Origin of the sequence: Bdellovibrio reynosensis (assembly GCF_022814725.1) — a bacterium.
GTDB lineage: Bacteria > Bdellovibrionota > Bdellovibrionia > Bdellovibrionales > Bdellovibrionaceae > Bdellovibrio > Bdellovibrio reynosensis.
The window spans coordinates 1,361,238-1,383,449 of the sequence record NZ_CP093442.1; the positions used below are offsets into that span (position 1 = coordinate 1,361,238).

General features: G+C 44.4%; 21 protein-coding genes and 1 tRNA gene. 11 read left to right on the forward strand and 11 right to left on the reverse strand.

Translation table 11 applies throughout. The annotated features are described in order from the left end of the window. Nucleotides 1–76 precede the first annotated feature (76 nt). Together MNR06_RS06345 and MNR06_RS06350 are read right to left on the reverse strand one after the other, a co-directional pair. The gene (locus MNR06_RS06345; RefSeq protein WP_243540232.1) at nucleotides 77–505 is read right to left on the reverse strand and encodes a hypothetical protein; all 429 of its coding nucleotides are present in this window, start codon (nucleotides 503–505) and stop codon (nucleotides 77–79) included. Between the two features lie 333 nt (nucleotides 506–838). After that, nucleotides 839–915 (reverse strand) — tRNA-Asp (locus MNR06_RS06350). A gap of 170 nt (nucleotides 916–1,085) precedes the next feature. Here MNR06_RS06350 and MNR06_RS06355 point away from each other — a divergent pair. The 4 genes from MNR06_RS06355 to MNR06_RS06370 all read left to right on the forward strand — a co-directional run bounded on the left by MNR06_RS06355 (nucleotide 1,086) and on the right by MNR06_RS06370 (nucleotide 3,622). Further along, complete coding sequence (locus MNR06_RS06355; protein WP_243540240.1) at nucleotides 1,086–1,361, forward strand: heavy-metal-associated domain-containing protein; 276 nt, start codon at nucleotides 1,086–1,088, stop codon at nucleotides 1,359–1,361. Between the two features lie 96 nt (nucleotides 1,362–1,457). After that, entirely contained in the window at nucleotides 1,458–1,865 is a 408-nt protein-coding gene (locus MNR06_RS06360) for a response regulator (RefSeq protein WP_243540248.1), read from the forward strand. Nucleotides 1,866–1,941: 76 nt separating this feature from the next. Next, the gene (gene orn, locus MNR06_RS06365) at nucleotides 1,942–2,466 is read left to right on the forward strand and encodes an oligoribonuclease (protein WP_243540249.1); all 525 of its coding nucleotides are present in this window, start codon (nucleotides 1,942–1,944) and stop codon (nucleotides 2,464–2,466) included. 19 nt (nucleotides 2,467–2,485) lie between these two features. After that, the gene (locus tag MNR06_RS06370) at nucleotides 2,486–3,622 is read left to right on the forward strand and encodes a DNA alkylation repair protein (protein WP_243540251.1); all 1,137 of its coding nucleotides are present in this window, start codon (nucleotides 2,486–2,488) and stop codon (nucleotides 3,620–3,622) included. Between the two features lie 405 nt (nucleotides 3,623–4,027). Here MNR06_RS06370 and ahcY read toward each other — a convergent pair whose 3' ends face one another. From ahcY to MNR06_RS06385, 3 genes are all read right to left on the reverse strand, one after another. Then, the gene (gene ahcY / locus MNR06_RS06375) at nucleotides 4,028–5,437 is read right to left on the reverse strand and encodes an adenosylhomocysteinase (RefSeq protein WP_243540253.1); all 1,410 of its coding nucleotides are present in this window, start codon (nucleotides 5,435–5,437) and stop codon (nucleotides 4,028–4,030) included. A 48-nt stretch (nucleotides 5,438–5,485) separates the two neighbouring features. Then, nucleotides 5,486–6,250 carry a type I methionyl aminopeptidase gene (gene map, locus MNR06_RS06380; RefSeq protein WP_243540255.1) on the reverse strand — a complete coding sequence of 255 codons (765 nt, stop codon included), beginning with the start codon at nucleotides 6,248–6,250 and terminating at the stop codon, nucleotides 5,486–5,488. A gap of 513 nt (nucleotides 6,251–6,763) precedes the next feature. Beyond that, entirely contained in the window at nucleotides 6,764–7,168 is a 405-nt protein-coding gene (locus MNR06_RS06385; protein WP_243540257.1) for an SWIB/MDM2 domain-containing protein, read from the reverse strand. 274 nt (nucleotides 7,169–7,442) lie between these two features. Between MNR06_RS06385 and MNR06_RS06390 the strand changes: the two genes are divergently transcribed. Genes MNR06_RS06390 through MNR06_RS06400 form a run of 3 tightly spaced genes read left to right on the forward strand, consistent with a single transcriptional unit; the run spans nucleotide 7,443 to nucleotide 13,348 of the window. Beyond that, on the forward strand, nucleotides 7,443–7,847 hold the full coding sequence (locus MNR06_RS06390; protein WP_243540259.1) for a J domain-containing protein: 405 nt from the start codon (nucleotides 7,443–7,445) through the stop codon (nucleotides 7,845–7,847). A gap of 60 nt (nucleotides 7,848–7,907) precedes the next feature. Then, nucleotides 7,908–9,191: a sensor histidine kinase gene (locus MNR06_RS06395; RefSeq protein ID WP_243540260.1), complete on the forward strand. Its 1,284-nt coding sequence runs from the start codon at nucleotides 7,908–7,910 to the stop codon at nucleotides 9,189–9,191. Nucleotides 9,192–9,250: 59 nt separating this feature from the next. Then, nucleotides 9,251–13,348 (forward strand): tail fiber domain-containing protein, encoded by a 4,098-nt coding sequence (locus tag MNR06_RS06400; RefSeq protein WP_243540261.1) that lies wholly within the window; start codon nucleotides 9,251–9,253, stop codon nucleotides 13,346–13,348. A 317-nt stretch (nucleotides 13,349–13,665) separates the two neighbouring features. Here MNR06_RS06400 and ettA read toward each other — a convergent pair whose 3' ends face one another. Beyond that, a complete protein-coding gene (gene ettA, locus MNR06_RS06405; protein WP_243540262.1) occupies nucleotides 13,666–15,336 on the reverse strand; it encodes an energy-dependent translational throttle protein EttA in 1,671 nt (556 codons plus the stop codon). 134 nt (nucleotides 15,337–15,470) lie between these two features. On the opposite strand from ettA, the gene MNR06_RS06410 reads away from it, so the two are divergent. Then, nucleotides 15,471–15,710: a hypothetical protein gene (locus tag MNR06_RS06410; protein ID WP_243540263.1), complete on the forward strand. Its 240-nt coding sequence runs from the start codon at nucleotides 15,471–15,473 to the stop codon at nucleotides 15,708–15,710. Nucleotides 15,711–15,868: 158 nt separating this feature from the next. Here the strand turns inward: MNR06_RS06410 and MNR06_RS06415 are convergent, their stop codons facing one another. From MNR06_RS06415 to MNR06_RS06430, 4 genes are all read right to left on the reverse strand, one after another. Further along, entirely contained in the window at nucleotides 15,869–16,183 is a 315-nt protein-coding gene (locus tag MNR06_RS06415; RefSeq protein ID WP_243540264.1) for a BolA family protein, read from the reverse strand. Between the two features lie 3 nt (nucleotides 16,184–16,186). Further along, nucleotides 16,187–16,780: a hypothetical protein gene (locus tag MNR06_RS06420; RefSeq protein ID WP_243540265.1), complete on the reverse strand. Its 594-nt coding sequence runs from the start codon at nucleotides 16,778–16,780 to the stop codon at nucleotides 16,187–16,189. A gap of 10 nt (nucleotides 16,781–16,790) precedes the next feature. Continuing rightward, nucleotides 16,791–17,720 (reverse strand): ParA family protein, encoded by a 930-nt coding sequence (locus MNR06_RS06425; protein WP_243540267.1) that lies wholly within the window; start codon nucleotides 17,718–17,720, stop codon nucleotides 16,791–16,793. 127 nt (nucleotides 17,721–17,847) lie between these two features. After that, entirely contained in the window at nucleotides 17,848–18,099 is a 252-nt protein-coding gene (locus tag MNR06_RS06430; RefSeq protein WP_243540269.1) for a hypothetical protein, read from the reverse strand. Nucleotides 18,100–18,208: 109 nt separating this feature from the next. Here MNR06_RS06430 and MNR06_RS06435 point away from each other — a divergent pair, with 109 nt between their 5' ends. The 3 genes from MNR06_RS06435 to MNR06_RS06445 all read left to right on the forward strand — a co-directional run bounded on the left by MNR06_RS06435 (nucleotide 18,209) and on the right by MNR06_RS06445 (nucleotide 20,167). Continuing rightward, nucleotides 18,209–18,607: a hypothetical protein gene (locus MNR06_RS06435; RefSeq protein WP_243540271.1), complete on the forward strand. Its 399-nt coding sequence runs from the start codon at nucleotides 18,209–18,211 to the stop codon at nucleotides 18,605–18,607. Beyond that, on the forward strand, nucleotides 18,604–19,287 hold the full coding sequence (locus MNR06_RS06440; RefSeq protein ID WP_243540277.1) for an RluA family pseudouridine synthase: 684 nt from the start codon (nucleotides 18,604–18,606) through the stop codon (nucleotides 19,285–19,287). The genes MNR06_RS06435 and MNR06_RS06440 overlap by 4 nt, the downstream gene beginning before the upstream one ends. A 109-nt stretch (nucleotides 19,288–19,396) precedes the next feature. Next, nucleotides 19,397–20,167 carry a murein L,D-transpeptidase catalytic domain family protein gene (locus tag MNR06_RS06445; RefSeq protein WP_243540281.1) on the forward strand — a complete coding sequence of 257 codons (771 nt, stop codon included), beginning with the start codon at nucleotides 19,397–19,399 and terminating at the stop codon, nucleotides 20,165–20,167. Here the strand turns inward: MNR06_RS06445 and MNR06_RS06450 are convergent, their stop codons facing one another. Then, nucleotides 20,168–22,195, reverse strand: coding sequence for an ATP-dependent helicase (locus tag MNR06_RS06450; protein ID WP_243540282.1), 2,028 nt, complete (start codon nucleotides 22,193–22,195; stop codon nucleotides 20,168–20,170). It lies immediately after the preceding gene. Between the last annotated feature and the right edge of the window lie 17 nt (nucleotides 22,196–22,212).

Below are 22,212 nucleotides of genomic sequence, written 5' to 3' on the forward strand. Positions count from 1 at the left end.
AAACATAAAAGCACCGCGAATTAAAAATGCTGTCCTCCAACGGAGGACAGCTAAAGTACGAGACAAGAATTTTTAATTAGCGTTTGCAAGCTTTGCTGTCGAAAACTGGATATTCTCTTCTGTCAAATTTGATCGCCATTTGAGATCCATCAGACATCTGAAATACCGCGAATGTAACATTATACAATCCCTCTATAGCTTGATCCACAGGTACTAAGTTATACGCGCGACCAGAAACTACTTTTCTATTATTTTTGCTGTTAGAAGCTGAAAAGTGGCGGGCACTTTCATTTTCCATGTCATCTGTTTCTCGAGCACTCACTATTTCACGGGTTGAATCATACCAGGTGCCTCCAATTACCTGCGAGACAATCAGCTTATTGTCTTCAGCTGCAAATTTGAACATACTACGAGTGTTGAGCTCACAAAGTACCTTTGTTTGCCCCTCAACCGCAGAGGCTTGAACCACTCCCAAGAAAATCAATGCAGAAATTAAAAGTTTCATTAGAAATCTCCTTTTTTATTGTTTGCACAAATCTGAAGAGCAATCGCTATGCCCACCTAAGGGAACTAAGACAATCCAGCTTAGCTTAAAATAAAGGATTTCTCAGGGGTGTTCCATTTTCTTTATAAGGAACATCCGCAACTTTTAAGTGTCGAAACGTTGGTCGTTCTCTGCGGGTTTCGTCTGGAACTGTTGAACTGGAGGGATACTTAAGGTGCTATAGAAAAAGAGTAATAAAAAGATATAGGAAGGTTTTGGACATAAAAAAACCGAGAACTAAGCCTCGGTAATTTTGCCCTTATCGCTTGTGAGGATCGCCATTTTTTAGATAAATGGCGGGGTGGACGGGACTCGAACCCGCGGCCTTCCGCGTGACAGGCGGACGTTATAACCAACTTAACTACCACCCCACATCGATTTGGAAGGTCTTTTATAGCTACTCTGGCCCCGCAAGACAACAACAATTTTGCAAAAAAACTTAGTCATGGCGCCCAATGCCCTTTTTTTGAGCATAATAGCGTCTTGGAAAAGGTATTTTTCAGGTATAGTGTAGCTTCCAGATACCTAAAAGGAGTCCCCGATGAAAAAAGCCCTAGTTTTAGCGGCATTATTGTTTGCTCAAATCTCTTTTGCTGAAACCACGACGTACAAAGTGGAAGGCATGCACTGCGGTTCTTGCGCTAAATCTATCAAAGCCCATGTCTGCAAAATGGAAGGCCTTGAAAAATGTGAAGTGTCTGTAGGCAAGGTTGTGATTTCTCCTAAAGCGGGCGTTATAATCCCTCAAGAAAAAATCCAAGCTGAGATGTCTAAAGCTGGTGACTATAAAATCACCGGTTCTGAAACTTCGAAATAGTTTTTTCGCAAGCATTTGGCTACCTAACTAAAAAACTCCTCGTTCTGTTGTATATCAAATGACGAGGAGTTTAGCTTCTGTCATACTAATCACCTAATGAATGTCGAATCCACGCCCACCACTAAAGGGCACTTGCTAATTATTGATGATGAACCAGAACTGCGCGAAGTTTTGGTGGCCTTGCTTGAAGACGTCACTTCTGAAATCTCTCAAGCAGCTAACGGCATTGAGGCGATTGAACTTTTGAAGCAAAAAAAGTTTCACGCGGTTTTATCTGACGAAAAAATGCCAAAAAAATCGGGCTTAGATGTTTTGAAGTGGATGCGCGAACACGGCATTAATACTCCCTTTATTATGCACACCGGTTACGGCCAAAAAGACATCGTGCGAGAAGCGCAAAAATACGGAGCCCAAGCCTTCATCGATAAACCGTGGGACGAAAAAACTTTGATCCGCACGGTTCAGGACGCCTTGAATCGCGGTATGCAGCAGGACAAGCCGTAAGCTTTACTTGTCTGCCCCCTCACTATCCCTCAAAATAAGATTTTTCGGGCTGATAGCCCTAGAACAGGATTCGTAAATGAATAAGCTTTTTTGGCTCGACATGGAAATGACCGGACTTGATGTTGAGAAAGAAGTGATCATCGAGGTGGCGGCCATTGTCACTGATTTAAATTTTGCCGAACTTGATACTTTTGAAACAGTGGTGAAACAACCGCAGAAGTATTTGGATTCAATGGACGCCTGGAACCGTGAACACCATAAAAAATCGGGCCTGACTGCAAAAGTTCCATTTGGGATGGAGCCTGACCAAGTCGAGGCAAAACTAGTCGACATGGTGAAAAAGCATTTCCCAGATCCAAAAGACCGCCCGGTGTTAGCTGGGAATTCGATCATGCAGGACCGTCTGTTTATTGATAAGTACATGAAGGATCTTTCAAGCCGTTTGCATTATCGCATGGTGGATGTGTCTTCATGGAAAGTGATCATCAATAATAAGTTTAATTATTTCTATCAAAAGGCGAACAAGCATCGCGCGTTGGACGACATTCGCGAAAGCATCCAAGAACTTCGCCATTACACTGATAAGATCAATTTTAAGTAGTTAGATAAGGATCACGGCCGTGCCAGCAAAAAACCAAGCCTCTGAAGAATCCGCTTTTAAAAATTGGATCAACGAGGACTTGGTGAAAAGGACGGCCCATCATATCCAATTTCACTACCCTACTTTTGCTAGTAAAGAGTTTATAAAAGTTAGCCATGAACTACCGGCCTTGGAACTAAAACCAAGGATGCGCCTGATTTGTGATTTTTTAAAAACTCATCTGCCATCGGATTATAAAAAGGCGTTGGCGATTTTGATGAAGGCGGCGACGGAGCCATCGCCAAAAATGAAACCGTTAGCCGGTTTTGATCTTTGGGCCTTCACCGAATTTGTTCAACGATATGGACTTGAAGATTTCGATGAATCCGTGGCAGCACTTAAAGAGTTAACCTCTAGGTTCACTGGTGAGTTTGCAATCAGACCGTTCTTGATCAAAGAAGAAAAAAGAACACTTAAAGTACTACATCAATGGGCAAAAGACCCCAATCACCACGTGCGAAGATTGGTTTCCGAGGGCTCAAGACCAAGGCTTCCCTGGGGTGAACAGTTAAAGCACTTTATTAAAGACCCCGCGCAAACCATAGAACTTTTAGAAAAATTAAAATACGACGAAGAACTGTATGTTAGAAAGTCAGTCGCCAATCATTTGAATGATATCTCAAAAGATCATCCAAAACTTGCAGTTCAGGTGGCAAGCAAGTGGCTCAAAGAAGCGCCGGAAAAACATAAAGTAAAGATAAAGTGGATCGTAAAACACGCCTTAAGAACTCTTTTAAAGAAGGGCGATAAGGATGCATTGAAGCTTTTAGGTTTCGAAAACTTAGCCAAAGTCGAAATCCAAAACTTCAAACTGGCAAAAAAAGAAGTCAAAGTAGGCGACTCGTTAGAATTCGCCTTCGATCTAAAATCCCCAAAAGACTGCCAAGTCATGATCGACTATTTGGTCCACCACCAAAAAAACAACGGCGAAACCGCCCCCAAAGTTTTCAAACTCGCGATCAAAAACCTAAAGGCCAAAGAAGCTTTGGCTTTAAAAAAGAAACATTCATTCAAACCGATAACCACAAGAACCTACTACCCCGGCACCCACTTCATTGAAATCATGGTCAACGGAGTCCTACTAGCAAAAGCCAAGTTCGAACTAAAAACCAAGTAACAAAAAGTTTTATGTTACATGCGAACTTGCCCCCAAACTCTCCACCACCGATCCGGTAACGCAGCATGGACGTAAAAAAGAACCAGGCACCTCCAGCGCTCTCGGCAGAGGCACCAAAGTGCTGAGGTATTTCATTTGGATATTTCCGGAGTTTTGACTAACGCACCGTAGACCCAAAAAAGAAGCAGGCACCTTTTCCCCCTAACAGTTCCAGCTTTCGGGATGGATAAAGGGGGCTGCTCTGCTGGCAAAACCGAGTTCCACAGCGCCCGAAAAATCAGCAGTAGTAATCAGAAAACAAAAGACAAAAAAAAGGGAAGCCAAGATGGCTCCCCTTCGCGCGAGGACTGTCTGAGTGTTTTGCCAGCAGAGCAGCCCCCTTTAACCAACCCGAAAGCGGGTCAATTAGTAACGGTAATGTTCAGGTTTGAACGGACCTTGTGGAGACATGTGCAAGTACTTAGCTTGTTTTGAAGAAAGCTTAGTCAACTTAACGCCAAGTTTATCCAAGTGAAGTGCCGCCACTTTTTCATCAAGGTGTTTTGGTAAACGGTAAACCGCAAGCTCTTGGTACTTATCACGGTTCATGAAAAGTTCCATTTGCGCCAAAACTTGGTTTGTGAAGCTGTTCGACATAACGAAGCTTGGGTGGCCAGTAGCACAACCAAGATTTACCAAGCGGCCTTTTGCAAGGACGATGATTTGTTTGCCGTTTTTCAAAGTGTGGATGTCCACTTGAGGTTTAACTTCGCGGATTTTTGAATTCTTGTTCAACCAAGCCATGTCGATTTCGATATCGAAGTGACCGATGTTGCACACGATCGCGTTGTTTTTCATAGAGTTGAAGTGCTTATCAGTGATGATATCGCAGCAGCCAGTCGCTGTTACAAAGATATCAGCGATTTTTGCGGCTTCATCCATAGTAGTAACTTCGAAACCTTCCATAGCTGCTTGCAATGCGCAGATAGGATCGATTTCAGTGATAAGAACGCGAGCACCAAGACCACGAAGTGAATGCGCAGAACCTTTACCTACGTCGCCGTAACCAGCAACTACACAGATTTTACCAGCAACCATCACGTCAGTTGCACGTTTGATACCGTCAGCAAGTGATTCGCGGCAACCGTACAAGTTGTCGAATTTAGATTTAGTTACAGAGTCATTGATGTTGATTGCAGGAACTTTTAGTTTTCCAGCTTTCAAAAGAACCTCTAGATTGTGAACACCAGTTGTTGTCTCTTCAGAGATACCGATGATCTTTTTCATTTCTTTTGCAAAACGTGGTTCATGCATCATGTTCGTCAAATCACCACCGTCATCAAGGATCATGTTGAAGCCTTCTTTGCCCCAGCCAGTGATAGTTTGTTCGATACACCAGTTGAACTCTTCTTCAGTTAGACCTTTCCAAGCAAATACTGGGATACCCGCAGCAGCGATAGCTACAGCAGCGTGATCTTGAGTAGAGAAGATGTTGCAAGAAGACCAACGGATTTCAGCGCCCAGTTCTACAAGTGTTTCAATAAGAACTGCAGTTTGGATTGTCATGTGAAGGCAACCAGAAATGCGTGCACCTTTAAGAGGTTGTTGTTTTTTATATTCTTTACGAAGTGCCATCAAACCTGGCATCTCAGTTTCAGCGATTTTGATTTCTTCACGGCCCCATTTAGCCAATTTATCGAAAACCTCTGGGTTTTCCATCGCCTCTTTGCAAACTCTGAAATCGCCAGTAACAGCTTTTGATTTCGGTTGAGCTTTAGTAGCAGTCTTTGCGTTTTTTTTCATAGCGGATTTTCCGTTCGTCGTCGTTAATGACATTGATTTATCCTTACGTTGTTACTTATCAAAATTAATTCAAAAAAAGTTCTAAGGTAAAGTCAGAACTTCGTAGCCGGTGTCAGTCACAAGCACCGTGTGCTCAAACTGCGCTGATAACAAGCCATCGGCCGTGTGATAATATTTAATACTCGATCCGTGGATGGAATATTCAATAATCTCATCAGTACCCTGATTTACCATAGGCTCTACAGTGATACAATGGAAGGGAACAAGGCGATCCCCTTTTCCTTTTTTCCCGAATGAAGGAACAAATGGCTCCTCATGGAAAATACGCCCCACACCGTGACCACCGATTTCTTTGACAGTGGTGTACCCCTTACGAGTCACAAGCTTATTGGTTTCAAAACCAATATCACCCGTGAATCCATTCGGAGTGATCATCTCAATCCCCTTGTCGCGGGCCATCATCGCGGTTTCTACAAGATCTTTAGCTTCATCAGAAACATTGCCGATCATGTACATTTTTGAAGTATCACCAAAGAAACCATCAATCCAGGCAGTGACATCGACGTTGATGATATCGCCATCTTTAAGAATGGTCTTATCATCAGGAACACCATGACAAACTACCTCATTCACTGAAGTGCAAGTGTACTTAGGATAACCATGATAACCCAAACAAGCGGACTTCGCCCCTTTAGTCATCATGAAATCATTGGCCAACTTATCAATCTCGTTGGTTGTGATCCCGGCTTTTACGTATTTATCAAGATAGGTCAATGTATCGGCTGCAATACGGCAAGCACGAGTCATCTTTTTGATTTCTTCTAACGAAAGAGGCTTAATTCCCATAGACCGACTTTATAACATGGGTCTAGCTACTTGGATAGGCCGTAAATTGCGGAAAATAAGAGAGAAATTTCACTCTAAGCATCAAATTCAATAAATAAGAATTGAATGGTCTTCCATAACAACCCTGCCCCAAAAACAGACCAAAGAAAGCTAGAAGCATTCCCATAAAGCCACAACTAAGTTAAAAAATGAATCCGCCCCTGCGAACACAAAGTGCAGCATCCCCGTAGCGACGACGAAGTCGAGCACCAAAGGCGACCACGAAGTGGAGCAAGGTACGAAAACAGAGCCAAGGGTTGATCAAAAAGGGTCGTATACAAGGCGGACTGGTATTCCCGCAGCGCAGGCGTGGCAGCGCCACGTCGGAGCGAGGACAATACCAGTCCAACGCAGCCCGAAGGGTGAATGGCAAAGCCATTCATAGACGACCCTTTTTCATCAACCCGCCTCGAAGGCAAAAAAAAAAAGCCTGGGTAATCCCAGGCTTTTTTCGACTTAGTTAAAATCTAAGGCCTATTTAAGGTGCTTAGAAACTAGTTTAGTCATATCGAACATAGAAACAGTAGTTTTTCCGCCGAAAACTTCTTTAAGTTTTGCATCAGCGTTGATGTTTCTTCTGTTTTTAGAATCTTGAAGATTGTTCTTTTTGATGTAAGCCCAAAGTTTTTTAACAACTTCAGTGCGTGGAAGTGGAGAAGCACCAACAACTGCTGCCAAAGCTGCAGATGGAGTCAACGCTTTCATGAATGCAGCGTTTGGTTTACGTGCAGATTTTGCTTTTGGAGCAGCTTTTTTAGCAGCAGCTTTTTTAGGAGCAGCAGCTTTTTTTGGAGCAGCTTTTTTCGCAGTAGCTTTTTTTGCAGGAGCAGCTTTTTTAGCTGCAGCTTTCTTAGTGGTAGCTTTCTTAGCTTTCGCCATTCGTAATTCCTCCGTTAGGTTTTTAGTCTCGTTTTTTATACGAATGAGCTTAGTGTGTATCTAAGTCCAGTCGTTTGTCCAAAAAAAAATGCAGGTAAAATCATTTTTTTTTCAACACCTTCAAAGGGAAAATCCCTGAAAACGGCCTTTTTCCCCTCGGAAAACCCGTTTTTTCCCTAGGAAAATGGCTGTTTTACCTATGAAAAAGGCCTATTTCCCTAGGGAAAAATGCTTCTGGACTAAGGCAAAACCCACCTGAACCGATAAGTTCAGCATGAGTTTTCAAGCAAGTTTTAAGCAGATTCTTAGAGAGAAAATGGGTGAAAACACCTCTTCCTCCTCTGCTAAAATGACGGATCCCTCTTTGAACGACCCTGCTCACATGGCTTATTTGCTAGGGAAAATAGGTCGTTTGGAGTTACAAACTCCCCGTGGACAATATCCTGCGCCGAAGGTACGTCCACAACGAAAGCCCCACTCTTTCAATCACTCACAACGCCAAGCTTATGAATTCATGAAGTCATGGATCCATGATCTTAACGAAGGCTTTACTGCCAACGAATTGAAGAAAGCTTTCCGTCAGGCTGCGATCATTTTGCATCCCGATCACGGGGGGAACACTGAACAATTCATCGATCTTAAAGCTCACTATGAGACGTTAAAAGGTCTAACTCCTTAAAAATCTTTTATAAACACGAATACATTAATATTACCTACATGAAATTCCGATAGGTCGGTTATGCGCGACCTTGAGTTTACATCTAATGAAGCATTTAAAAAGAGACTTACCTACTTTAAGGTTATCTATGCATTGGGTGTTTCGGTCTGCTTAATCTACTTAGCTAAATACAATTTCGAATACAAAACCACAGAGTACAATCACGTCTTAATCCCCGGCTGGCTTGGTTTTGCCATCATTCCCCTTCTGATGATGAAGCTTACAAAGAACTTCCTTTGGTCAGCCTTAACCCTGTCGTTCTTTGCGATTGGGATGCTGACTTATCTTTTATATACAGCGGGCGGAGCTGAAGCTCCCGGAATTTTCTGGTTAGCTGCTGTGCCCTTGGTGCTTGGGGTTTTAATAGGATTGCCTGGTTCTTTAGCAGGATACATCATTGTTACCGTCATCATCACCGTCTTTTGGTGGCTGCATGTTTCTCGTATTGGGCCCAATGTGATTCACGATTACGGCAATTATGAAAAGGAAAAGAGCTTTAATCTTATCACCTTCCTGCTGTTTTCATGCTTCACAACCCATCAATATATTAAGAGCGAAGAACGCCACCTGAAGCGCCTGCAAAAACAAAACAGCGATGTGGAAAACTTATTACGGGTCCTTATTCATGACGTGGCGAATACCTTGACTGGAATGACTTCAAATTTGTTACGCGCCAAAGAAGGGCCAAGGGCTTTTTCTAGTGTTGAGTTTGAGCGAATGGAAAAGGCTGTTGATGATATTCAAAATCTGCTTTCCCAAGTGCGACACCTTAAGTCAGTTAAAGATGGTAAGGCAGAGTTACCTTTAAAACCTCTATCTTTAGCTCTGGTCCTGAATGAAGTTTATGAGTCCACTCTTTCCCAGGCCCAGCGTAAGGGTATTAAGCTGTCTTTAGAACTCTCGCGGGATCGAATGATGATTAACGCCGAGCGAACGATACTAAGCAACGTAGTGCTGCTAAATCTGATGAGTAATGCCATTAAGTTTTCACATCCCGGCGAGCGCATTGACGTGCGGGCCTTTTCTAAGGACGAAGGGGTGATTGTTGAAATTCAAGATTATGGTATTGGCATTCCGACTGAAATCTTAGAGCAAATCTTTAGTTTGCAAGCAAAGACCTCTCGCCCGGGAACCCAAGGGGAAAAAGGCACGGGTTACGGCATGCCGTTAGCCAAAGAGTATTTGCAGCTTATGGATGGCAGTCTTGAAATCCATTCGCAAATTGAGGCAACCCCAGACCGCCCGCGCGGGACTATTGTAAGGCTCAGACTTCCATTAGCGAAGGTGCATGCAGAGCCGTCTTAAAATGAGAATTGAGTCCCTTGGACTCTGCAGAATCCTGTTAAAATTCCGATAAGATAGCTATGAAAAAACGGAACGTATTTGCCGCGTTACTTCTTCTTTTTAGTCTGACTGCTTATGCCGTCCCAGGTTCTTTAACCTATCAAGGGCGCATTAAAGATTCTCAAGGGCAAGGCCTCGAAGTGAATGGTGTTGTTTTCGAATTCACCATCATGAATCCGACAGGCACTTGTGCACTTTATCGCGAAACTTCCAATGCGGTGGATATGCGCAACTCTACGGGTGTGTTCGATGTTCCAATTGGCACAGGCACTAAGAACTTCCCTGCTGCGGCGGGCTTTAAACTTCTTGATAGTTTTGATAATAGCGCTGCCCTTTCTTGTGAAGGCGGCGGCACGTACACTCCCCTTGTTGATGACAAGCGAGTTTTACGTGTGCAATTTCATGATGGCACGGGTTGGAAATTAATTTCCCCTGACAGTGAGATTCGCTCTGTTCCTTTTGCGGGTCACGCCAAAGTAGCACAGACTGCTTTAAAACTTGGAAGCAATGTCGCAAGTGATTTTGTAGCGAAATCTTCTTTGCCGGTTTGTGCGGCTGGCGAATATCTTCGTCATATTGCCCCTTCGGGAACTTTCGTTTGCTCGGCTCCTAGCGTACCCGGTGCAAATGTAACTGGTAACATTGCTGGAAGCGCCGCAGGCTTTACTGGTTCGCTTGTTGGGGATGTCTCAGGAACTCAAGGCGCTACGAGTGTAGATAAGATCAAAGGTGTCACGGTCGATATGACTGGTATCGCCTCTGGTAAAGTTTTGAAATACGACGGGTCCAAGTGGGCTCCGGCGGATGATGCTGGCACTGCAGGAAGTTTGACGGGTTTGACTGGTGATGTGACTTCTTCAGGAAGTCCGGTGGCAACGGTCACTTTAGCTGATGGCACTGTTGCTACGGCGAAGATCGTTGATGGTGCTGTAAATTCAGCAAAAATTTTAGATGCTACAATCGTCGACGCTGATATCGCTGCAGGTGCTGCAATTGTTGATACGAAACTTGCGACAATCTCTACGGCTGGGAAAGTTTCAGGCAGTGCGATTACTTCTGGAACTATCGCTGGCACTACTGCAATTAACACGAGTGGCTTAATTCAAACTTCAAACGGCTTCCGCGTTTATCAAGGTGCCAATTATGTAGAACTTAAAGCTCCTGCTGCTTTGGCTGGAGATTTAACTTTTAAACTTCCAGATACACTTGGCTCTAGTGGTCAGGTGCTGACTAATAATGGTAGCGGAAATTTGACGTGGTCGACTCCGGCTGTGGGTTCGGTGACTTCTGTTTCAGCAAGTGCGCCGTTAGCTAGCAGTGGTGGCGCGACCCCGACGATTTCACTTTCAGATACGGTGACTGCAGGTACGGCGACTAAGATCACTTACAATGCGAAGGGTTTGGTTACTGGGGGAGCTTCTTTAGTTGCGGGTGATATTCCGAATCTAACTGGTGATGTGACTTCCACTGGTGGAGCTGCGTCTACGAAAGTCGTCAAAATTCAAAACGTCGGTGTTGTTTCTACGACGCCTTTAACGGGACAGGCTTTCCTTTTTGACGGTACTAATTGGGGTATCCAGTATTTTGGTTTTGGGCAAATGCGCTCGACAACTACGGGTAACTTGCAGATGCCGACTTCGTGTTCGACTGCTGACAAAACTTTGACTTGGTCAGCAATCACCGACACGTTTGCTTGTACGACGATTGCGATTGCCAATACTCAAGTTTCCGGTTTGGGAACGGCTTCAACTAAAAACTTTGGTACTTCTGCAGGTCAGCTAGTGGAACTTGATGGTGGCGCTAGAATCCCCGCTTCACTTCTTCCGGTTGCTGCCGGCGGAGTGCTTGTTGATGGCGGTAACACTACGGGTGCTGCGATTTCAGTTGGTGCTAACGATGACCATAGTCTTCTTTTAAAAACGAATAACGCCACAAGGATCACGGTTGCGAATTCAGGAAATGTGGGCGTCGGTTATGGCAGTCCTGCTGTACAACTAGACGTTGCAAGCAAGGCGCGCGTAGTTGATGCTGCGACAGCATATTTAATGATTAACGGTGATAGCGGAAACACCCAAGGCGATGCCGGTGAAGTGACTGGCGTTTTGGGGTTCGGCTCTGATGGCGCAAATACAGCCGGTGTTCCTGCCAATGGAATGACTTTAGAGCATTTGAATTTTGCCGGCACCCATGCTTTGGCTTTTAGACATTATAATGCAAGTACTATGGTTGAAAGAATGCGCATCAATAATGATGGTAAAGTAGGTATCGGTACTACTGCCCCTATTGGTACTTTAGATATCGTCGCAAACAACAGCAGCTATCTTCGTATTCAACAATCTTCTGCCGATACCAATGCACCAGCTGTCGCATTTGCTAAATCTAGAGGAGATATAACGACTCCAGCAGCGGTTCTTTCTGGTGACCGCATCATGGGTCTTTATGGTCAGGCTTATCATTCCGGCAACGCCTTCACCGCTAATATCGCTGCTATTCAATTTCTTGCAGCGGAAAACATAACGGCTTCAGCACAAGGTAGCTCTATTGATTTTGGCACGACCCCAATTGGTTCAACTACTAGATCAACTCGCATGACCTTGGGACCAAATGGTTACTTGGGGATTGGACAAAGTTCGCCCGTAGTTCCATTGCATGTAAGATCAGCGCTAGCTACAACAGCTACTCATCCTTATCGCGCTGGTATTATCGCTGAAGGCGAAGGAACAGATGTGACAGGTCGAATCGGCTTAAAAACTTCAAGTGCGACTGAGTCCCCTGTTCTTTTGGGATATCGATCTCGAGGCACTATTGCTTCCCCTACCACACTCTCTTCGGGTGATGTGGTTTTATCTATCGTCGGAAGTGGTTACGATGGCACGGCTTGGTCGGCTGGTGCTAATAGTGGAGAAATGCATTTCGTTACGACGGAAGCGCATTCAGCGACAAATCACGGTACTGCAATACTGTTTAAGACTATAGCTAATGGCACAAACACGAACGCAGAAACAATGCGAATAGATCATGATGGTGAAGTGGGTATTGGTACTTCATCACCGTCGGCGGCATTAGATGTCGCTAGAGATCAAGATAGCAACACCGCTGTTCGCGTAAGAAACTCTCACAACTCAGGTACTACAGCTTATGCTAGTACAGCTGCTGAATCAGACGGATCAGCAATTGAAATGGTGGCTTACTCTACAACGCACACTGGGACATTTGGTACAGTTCCGATAGCAGACTCCGTAGCACTTCGCAGTTGGGCTGGTAAACCGACGAGCAATATGTTTGTGGGTACTGGATCCTCGGCACCACTGCATCTTGGAATTGCAAATACCCCAAGATTAACGTTTGCAACAAACGGCTACACGGGCCTTGGCACAACGACCCCGAATGGCCAACTTGATTTACAAGCAACCGGTGCCCACGAAATACGTTTCGGAAGCACAGGTATGAGTTCTACAAATAAAGATTTCAGAATCGTGCAAGATAATGCAGCTAACTTCACACGCCTTTCAACAGGTGGTGACACTTACACTTGGATGTCCTTCCAAATGGATACAGGCTTTGTAGGTATCGGAAATACAAGTCCGCAGTATACCTTAGATGTTACAGGAAACTTCCGTATCACAGGAACTCCGTACCGCAACGGTGGTGATATCGCATGGACTGTTCCTTCAGATAAACGCCTTAAAGATGTTACCGGCCAATATCAATATGGCTTAAAAGAAATCGCGAATCTTGATGTCATCCGCTTCCGCTATAAAAACGGTAACGCGATTGGCGCAGAGACAGAAAAAGAATTCGTTGGAGTTTTGGCTCAAGAAGTACAAAAACAAATCCCCGACGCCGTGAAATTGGAAAAGAACGGATACTTAAGCTTGAACAGCTCCCCTATTTTCTGGGCCCTAGTGAACTCAACAAAAGAGTTGAAGTTCCGCTGCGAATCCACTGAACAAAAAGTGGAAACTCATTCACGAATGATCGCAAGCCTGGTTGAAGAAAATAAAGAGCTAAAAGCGAAAGTGAAGAATACTGAATCAGAAATGCAGAAGTTAAAAGCGGCGAATGATGATCTGAAAGCCCGCATGGATAAGATTGAAAGAATGCTTCTAAAGAAGTAATTTCTTCTGGTCTGACTGACGTGGTGAAACCACGCAAAAAGAAGCGGGCACCTTTTAGTCTTAGCGGAACTAATCGAAGAAAAAAAAGCAGTCTTCTCAGACTGCTTTTTAATTTTATTCTCTTAAAAATTTATTTTTTTGATCGTTCGTCGTGGGATTTCCTTTGGCCTTAGTGCTTGGGTATCCCGGAGGTCGCCCCTCTGGCCCGCCACGATGGCGTATCAAAGGCCAGTGAGGCAGGATGCCGTGGGCGACCGGAGCGGATACCCAAGCACTAAGGCCAAAGGAAATCCGCACCGAGGACTGCCGATCAAGAACTAAACCATCTTAAAGCGAATACGTTTAGGCCCAGCATTCTCGCCAAGACGTTTTTTGCGGTCTTCTTCGTATTCAGAGAAGTTTCCTGGGAAGAACTCAATCTTAGAGTCCCCTTCAAACGCCATGATGTGCGTGCACACGCGGTCTAAGAACCAGCGATCATGCGAAATCACTACGGCAGATCCACCGAATTCAAGCAACGCTTCTTCAAGCGCACGCATCGTGTTTACGTCTAGATCATTTGTTGGCTCATCCAGAAGCAATAAGTTTGCACCTTGTTTAAGGATCTTCGCCATGTTTACGCGGTTTCTTTCTCCACCGGATAACTGACCGACTTTTTTCTGTTGGTCTGTTCCAGAGAAGTTAAACCAAGAAACGTACTGACGAGCATTGATTTCACGTGTTCCTAATTGGATCACGTCTGCTCCGCCAGAAAGTTCTTCATAAATAGTTTTGTTTGGATCCAAGGTCTCACGGGTTTGATCGACGTAAGCGATCTTCACCGTCTCACCTACTTTGAATGAACCGCCATCTGGAGATTCCTTCCCCGTGATCATGCGGAATAAAGTCGATTTACCCACACCGTTCGGTCCGATAACACCCACGATAGCCCCTTTTGGAATCGTGAAGCTCACGTTATCCAAAAGAACTTTGTGGTTGTAAGCCTTCGTGATGTCTTTAGCTTCGACAACGATGTCACCCAAACGAGGTCCTGGTGGGATGTAAATAGACATCTCTTGGATTTTTTCTGGCGATGCTTCTTTTAACAAGTTTTCGTAGTTAGAAATACGCGCCTTAGATTTTGCCTGACGAGCTTTAGCCCCTTGGCGAATCCAATCCAACTCTTTTTCAAGAGTCTTAGCTTTACGAGCTTGGTCCTTTTGTTCGTTCGCTGTGCGTTTGTCTTTTTGTTCAAGCCAAGACGTGTAGTTCCCTTTCCAAGGAATACCTTCACCGCGATCAAGTTCTAAGATCCAACCAGCAACGTTATCTAGGAAATAACGGTCATGCGTAACCGCAATAACTGTCCCTGGGAACTTAGAAAGATATTGTTCAAGCCAAGCCACTGATTCCGCATCCAAGTGATTCGTTGGCTCATCCAGTAATAAAATATCTGGCTCAGACATAATCAAACGAGCCAAAGCCACACGGCGTTTTTCACCACCTGATAGATTTGTTACAGGCAAATCGCCATCTGGACAGCGAAGTGCATCCATCACGATTTCGATCTTCTGATCGACATCCCAAGCTCCCAAAGCTTCCAATTTTTCCTGGATGGCACCTTGTTTTTCGATCAGCTTGTTCATTTCATCCGGATCCAAGTCAGGATCGCTGAACTTATCATTGATGGCGTTATATTCTTTCATCAACTTTGGAAGTTCGCCCATGCCAGCAAAGATGTTTTCTTTTACCGTCAAAGTCTCATCCAACTGAGGTTCTTGTTCGAAGTAACCGACCTTCATCGTCTTAGATGGGAAGGCTTCACCCAAGAAATCCTTATCTACCCCTGCCATAATTCTAAGCAAAGTGGATTTACCAGAGCCGTTTAGACCCAAAACCCCGATTTTGGCGCCATAAAAGTAAGAAAGATAAATATCCTTCAGCACATATCTTTGTGGAGGATATACTTTACTTACGCCCTTCATTGTGTAGATAATCTCTTGAGACATGATGTCACACTCCTAAAAACGGTAGTTTTACCAGGGTAAAAATACTTGTCAAATGGAGTTCATTTTATCACACTATCGCCCTTGTGCATGAAGCACTACGATAGAAAATTACGGCAGATAGAATTACACAGCGAATGAGTGACAGCATCTTAGAGCAACAACCCGATCAGCAGGAACAACTGCCGAAAAAGAAGGAGACTTCCAAAAAGCCTCTTTTTGGGAACCTCAATCAAGATCTTAGCCACGCATTAAATACCTGGGAAACGCTGACCGAACAAATGACGAATAAGATATCTCCAGAAGAAGAGCAGCTTTTGGAAGTAAAACGTCTTCTTGGCGAATTAAAATCAAAATTAAGCGAATTTAGCGAGTAAACTATAGGTTTTGGGTTAGAATTTTTCGTATTACCGCGAACTAAGGGTTGGCGAGAAGGTCCCATATGCAAGGCGGAAGGGTTCTCGCGAAACGCAGGCGTACCTATCAGGTACGTCGGAGAGAAGCGAGGTTCCTAACAACGCAGTCAGATGGGGCCTTATCGGCGACCTGACTTCCCGAGACAGTCCGGCGATTCAAACCGAGAACTATCTTTTTCCCACTCTTGGGGTGTCAAAGTTTTCTGGGTCAGGGCATGTAAGCCGCTTTTTAGCTCATCTTTTAGCAAATCATTGATGAATCTTTGGCGGTCGATGCGGGAAAGACCTTCGAACTTATTTGAAACCGCCAAAACTTTGAAGTGAGTTTCACTGTTTGGCGGGACCGAATGCATGTGGCTCTCGTTTTCGATCTCTAAATGAACGGGTTCAAGAGCCTGATTTAAAATTTCACTGATTCTAGAAGCACGGGACATTATTTAAGTGTTTCTCTTTTCGATTTTGGATTTGACGTAATCTAATCCCATTTTCGCCATAGTAATAACACCTTTTTCTTCCAATTTCTTTTCTACATCCTTAGCCGTGCGTAAAGCTTTCGCTGCCGCGATTTGCGCTAATGGATTTCCTACAGGAAGACCTTCGAAATTGCCGTCATGCATCCATTCATCAGCAACCGTGTCGGCAACTTCCATCACCTTCGGAGCTTTTTGGCGAAGCAGCTCGCTGCCATAGAAGTCCAAATGAACCTTAAGGCGCTCTTCACCGATATCAGAGCGGTCTGGATGACCGTGATTTGTGTCTTCTTCAGAAATCACTTCCGCGACGAAGATTTCTTCTTTCGTGATGCCTTCGTTAGCTGCTTCCGTGTTGATAGCTTCAGTGTCCTCTAAAACCGCTTCTGCTAGTTTTACAGTTTCATCTTCGTGATGTTTATCGGCCGCCATGTCGTGGTGGGGACGACGTTTTTTAGCAGCATGGGGCTTCGAGTGGGACGCGTGATGACTCCCCTTTTTTGCAGCCTGGGTTTTAGTCGAATGCTTTTTCTTTCCATCATAATGCTTAATTTCTGGCATGGTTTTCCCCTTAAACGAAGCCTAACATTTCTCGAGTCACAAAATCATAATCAGCTTTTACAGGCGATTTTCCAGCGAAAAGGCTTTTGCCGGAACGCACGGTGTTTTTAACCTCAGAAGAGGTTCGAATATAGCCCTTCATCAAACTATCCTCAAAAGATTCAATACACTTTTGTAGAAGCTCATGACTGGTGTTTTCGCGTCCATCAAATTTCGTGAAAAGAATTTTTCGACGGAACTGCAGGTTGAAGTCTTGCTTGATGTCTTCTAGCTCACTTAAGTTTTTTTCTAAACCCAGGAAGGCAAACTTATCTGGATTCACTGGCAACACGACTTCATCGGAAGCCACTGTGACTGCTGTATTCACCGCACTTAAGGCAGGTGCTGTATCAATTAGGATTAGATCATAGCGGTGACGGATTTTTGCTAATGGAGCTTTTACCACTTGCGCCCAATTGCGATTGGAGTTCATTAGAGCTCTATCAAGGACTGAGTTATTTAATGAAGATGGTATTAGATCCACATGGGGTTCCACGAAACGAACGCACTCTTCAATGCTTTTGCGTTTCTCGACGATGTCTACCCATACTGGCAAGGATTCATCTTCGACTCCCAAAGCGAAACTTAAGTTTGCTTGCTGATCTAAATCGATGAATAGAACTTTTGCCCCGTACATGGCAGCTCTTAAACCGACATTCAAAACAGAAGTGGTTTTTGCAACTCCACCCTTTAGCATTTGTACTGAGATAACTTTCTGCGGGTATTTATAGCCTGAAGCTAAAAGTAGCGTTCTCACCTCTTCGGGCATCAGCCATGGTGATTTTACTTTTTTATTTAGAACAGCTTCTGCTTTCTTTTTTACTTCAGTAGGAGAAATCTCCATGAAAGAGGCCAGATCACTCAGGGTGATGCAAAACTCCTGCGTTGCCAGAACTGACATAGGACCTTCCTCCTTCGCTAAAGCTTCGGCGGATAAATCCTCCTTCGCAATTGCTAAGGCGGATAACCGGGTACGTTTAGGAAAGCGTACCTAGCAGGCGCGATGAGCGCAAGAACGGCGCACAGAGTTATGTATTTAAGTCTTCAAGGTGTGCGGCCTCATTCATTAAGAGGTCCCGCACCTCTTCGATGTTGTCTTTATAGGACCAGAGCAATTGTTCGCGCATTTTGCGTAACCGCCAGACTTGCTCTTCACTTAATGGTTTTAATGAATCCACCATGTAGTGAAAGTGCAGATCGACTTCGCGTTTAAAGTCGCCATAATCTTCGTCATCTTCGCGATCTAAAAAATCGATAAATTCTTGCACAGCTGGATTCATAGTCACCTCATTCAACATTTTGCTATGCCTTGGCTGCATCTTAAAGTGGCGCCCCTGACATCTTGCTAACAATCACAGGCAAGATTATAGTCTGGGGATGGCACCAGAAATGGCAGTGGGATATATCATAGGCTGGCTTCCTTCGGCGGCAGTCACGGCCGCACATATTTGGCTTCACCGTAAAAAAGTGAAGTCCGCCCGCTATCGCTTGTTACAAAGCAACCTGCAAAAGGTGCACTTGCAATGGCGAGAATCCCGTTCGGATCTTGAACCTTTTGTTGAGGGAAAAGAAGAACAGGATTTGAAAGCCTATGAAAAAAATCTGCTTTTCATGGGAATGTTCTTTTTATTCTTAAGCTGGGTTGGATTTTTCTTTAACTTAATTGTGCTTCTTTCCGTTCATTCGCTAGCAATTTCGCGAAAAGAGCAGAAGGTTTTTGCCAGTAGCTTGACTGAACGAAATTTAAGTCCTGCCGAAGTTGATGCTGTTGTGAAGGAGCTTTCTTGAGTACGGAATTAATAATCATTGAGAAAAATAAGCACTGGCTGGTGGTGGATAAACCAGCTGGCATTAGTGTTCACAATGAAGTGGGCGACGTGAAGAGTCTTTTAAAAAAGCAGCTTCCAGCCGGATCTTATCAGGATATTTTTTTGGTTCACCGTTTGGATAAAGAAACTAGCGGGCTGATGCTTATAGCTTTGGATCAAAAGACGGCCGCGAACTTAGCTGATCTTTTTCAAACCCATCAGGCCGAGAAATTTTATTACGCTGTTTTGCGCGGACCTATGCCCGTCACTGGACAGTGGCAAGAATGGAATCAATCCATTTCAGATAAAGCGGAGGGGCGCAAGAATCCGCAAGGTCTTAGCAAAGATCGTATTGAAGCGAAGACTCTTTTTAAAGTTGTTAAAGCCAATCGCTATTTTTCCTTAATTGAAGTTCGGCTGATGACGGGGCGCCAACACCAAATTCGCAAACACACGGCCATGGCTAAACATGCTATCGTCGGTGATTCTCGCTATGGCGATCCAAAGTACAACTCTAAGATGACGGGTATGTATGGTACGGATCGAATGTATTTGCATGCATTTAAATTACGCCTTCCACTAGAGGGTAAAACCCACGAATTTACGACTGGGATTCCTGCGGAGTTTGAAGAGTTAGTTAAATCCACTGAAGAACTGTAAAAATCTCCCTCGGAAACCAACCGTTTGGTAAGAATTGCCTGTCAAATTTTCTGACAGTTTTCAAGGCGCCAAGAGCGGCATATAAGACAGCAAGTTTCCGGGGGTTTTTATGATTTTAAAGTCTCTCTTAATAACTGCTTTAGTAAGCTCTTCTGCTGGCGTTGCGTTCGCGCAAACAGCGGCCGTTCAAAAAAAGATTCTGGCTCAAGGTGTGCCTGCTGAGGCTTTTAATCGCCTTAAGAAATTTATAAATAACAATCAAGGCCGTACCTACACCATTGATACCTACACTTGTGATGGTCGTGATGAAAACAGCGTTCGCCCTTGCGAGGAATCTAAACGCAATCGCAGCAGCAAACGTGTGACGGTTGTTAACCCTCAGTATGTAGCCATCGTTGATTTTACGGCACCATCAACAAAACGACGATTTTATCTTATCAATTTAAAAACCGGTACCGTTCAAAAATTCTATACTGCCCATGGCATTGGAAGCGGTAAAAGTAATTACGCTGTAGCTTTCAGCAACACCAAAGATTCCCGTCAGACTTCTTTAGGTATCTACGTGGCTGGTGAAGTTTATACGGGCCACTATGGGGATACTCTTCGTATGTATGGTTTGCAGCGTTCAAATGATGAAGCCTACAATCGTGATATCGTATTGCATGGTGCTTGGTATGTAGGTGAAGACTTTATTAATTCAATCGATCCAAAAACTGGCAATGCCCGTGGCCGCTTAGGTGTAAGCTGGGGATGCCCGGCAGTTTCAATGTCAGTCGCACAAAAAATCATTCCTCTGCTTAAAGGTGGCAGTTTGATTTATCACTACCACGCAGATCTTGATGATGCTTCTTTAAGCGGCGCTGAAGTGAGCCTTCGCTAATTAAAAAGTTTTTTTCGGAGGTGGCAGTTTGCTATCAAGTTTAGATAGGAAACTTGCCACTAGATCTTCACGCTCTTGTCCTGTTACGGGACGTGCCCCTAGCGGGAACTCTTTGTAAAGTTCCGTCGGAATCTCTAGCAAAAATCTTGAAGGCGCCACCGGTCTTACCACGCCATTTTTTTTGCGTTGTTGGCAGCGGGACATCACTAATTTCTTTTTAGCTCTTGTAACACCTACGTAGAATAATCTGCGTTCTTCGTCGATATCTGAACCCAGATTCTTGTGTGGCAATAGGTCTTCTTCAAGACCTGCAAGAATCACTAGCGGGAACTCTAAACCTTTAGAAGCGTGCAAAGTCATGAGTTGAACTTTGTTTGGTTCTTCTTCTTCGTCAGACATGTCGTCTCTAAGTAACATTGAATCGACGAACGATTTGATGTTTTCTACGTCATAAGAACGGCGACCCAAATATGAATCTAGAATGCGTCCTAGGATTTCGACGACCATCCATTTTTTTTCTGCACTGGTTGGATCAGCGGCGGTTCCGTAAACGTATTCGCGGTAGCCGATATTTTGGAAGATCTCAACCATCTTAGCTCCAGGGGATGAACCCACTTGGAAATCTAAAATGTTTGTTGGAAGGTCTTCGATAAACTTCATCAGTTGATCGATGGACTCCCCGGCTTTTTCTTGAACTTCAGCTTCTTTCCAGAAGCGGCAGGCATCGACGAAGTTGATGCGTTTTTTCAGCGCGAACTCGCTTAGTTTTTCGATGGTCGTATCACCGATTCCACGAGTTGGAACGTTGATGATACGTCTTAAAGAAACTTCATTCGGAGCTAAGGCTTGTTTTAGGTAAGCCATAAGGTCCTTGATCTCGCGACGGTCAAAGATCGAAGTACCACCAGAGATATTGTACGGAATGTTGGCTCTTCTTAGCGAGGCTTCGATCAAGCCACCTTGAGTGTTCGAGCGATAAAGAACCGCGAAGTCTTTGTATTTATAACCCTGTCGCTGCCAGTGCAGAATTTCGCTCATCACGAATTCGCACTCGTCTTCTTCGCGCTCTAGCAAGAATAACTCTGGCAGCTCGCCTGTGGATTGTGCGATTTCCGCTCTTAGGATTTTACCGTGACGATTTTTGTTTTTTGAAATCGCAGCATTCGCCACCGCCAAAATTTCGGCACTGGAACGATAGTTGCGTTCAAGCTTGATGACTTCACAGCCTTTGTATTCTTGTGGGAAGTTCAGGATGTTTTTTACTTCCGCCCCACGCCAGCCGTAAATCGACTGATCGTCATCGCCGACCACGGTGATATTTCTATGGCTTGCAATCAGTTGCGCGATCAGGTCCATCTGCATGCGATTGGTGTCTTGGAACTCATCCACCATCACTTGGCTGAAAGAGGCTTGAACCTTTTCTAAGATATCTGGGTTTTCTTTAAATAACTGCAAAGGCTTAATCAGAAGACCTTCAAAATCAACCACACCAAGATGCTCTAAGCGTTTTGCGAATTTTGGCGTCAATACTTCGACCATCTCGTGATATTCGTCAAAGCCTTCCGTCTGCACTGCTAAACCGGTGCGACGGTCATTGATCATCGTCAAAATCTTGTCGACGTCGAATTTATCTTTGCCGGAATTTTTAATATCCTTGATGAGGTCTTTTAAAATCGAATTGCAATCCGACTGGTCAACGATTCCAAAATAAGGAGAAAGATTTGCGTGCTTGTGAAAGCGACGAAGAATCTGCAAACCAAAAGAATGGAATGTTCCCGCCCACAAGCCCTTACCGGTGTTGCCAAGCTTTGCTCCCACGCGATGTTTAAGTTCGCGCGCGGCTTTGTTTGTAAAAGTCAGAACGCAGATTTCATTGGCTTTTGCCACACGCTCAGAAATCAATCGTCCTGTGCGGGAAACAAGAACGGTGGTCTTACCCGAACCCGCTCCGGCTAAAATCAGCAGAGGACCAAAATTATGCTTAACAGCCTTCTGCTGCTCAGGGTTTAACCCCTTTAACCAATCCATCACGAACCTTTTACGTC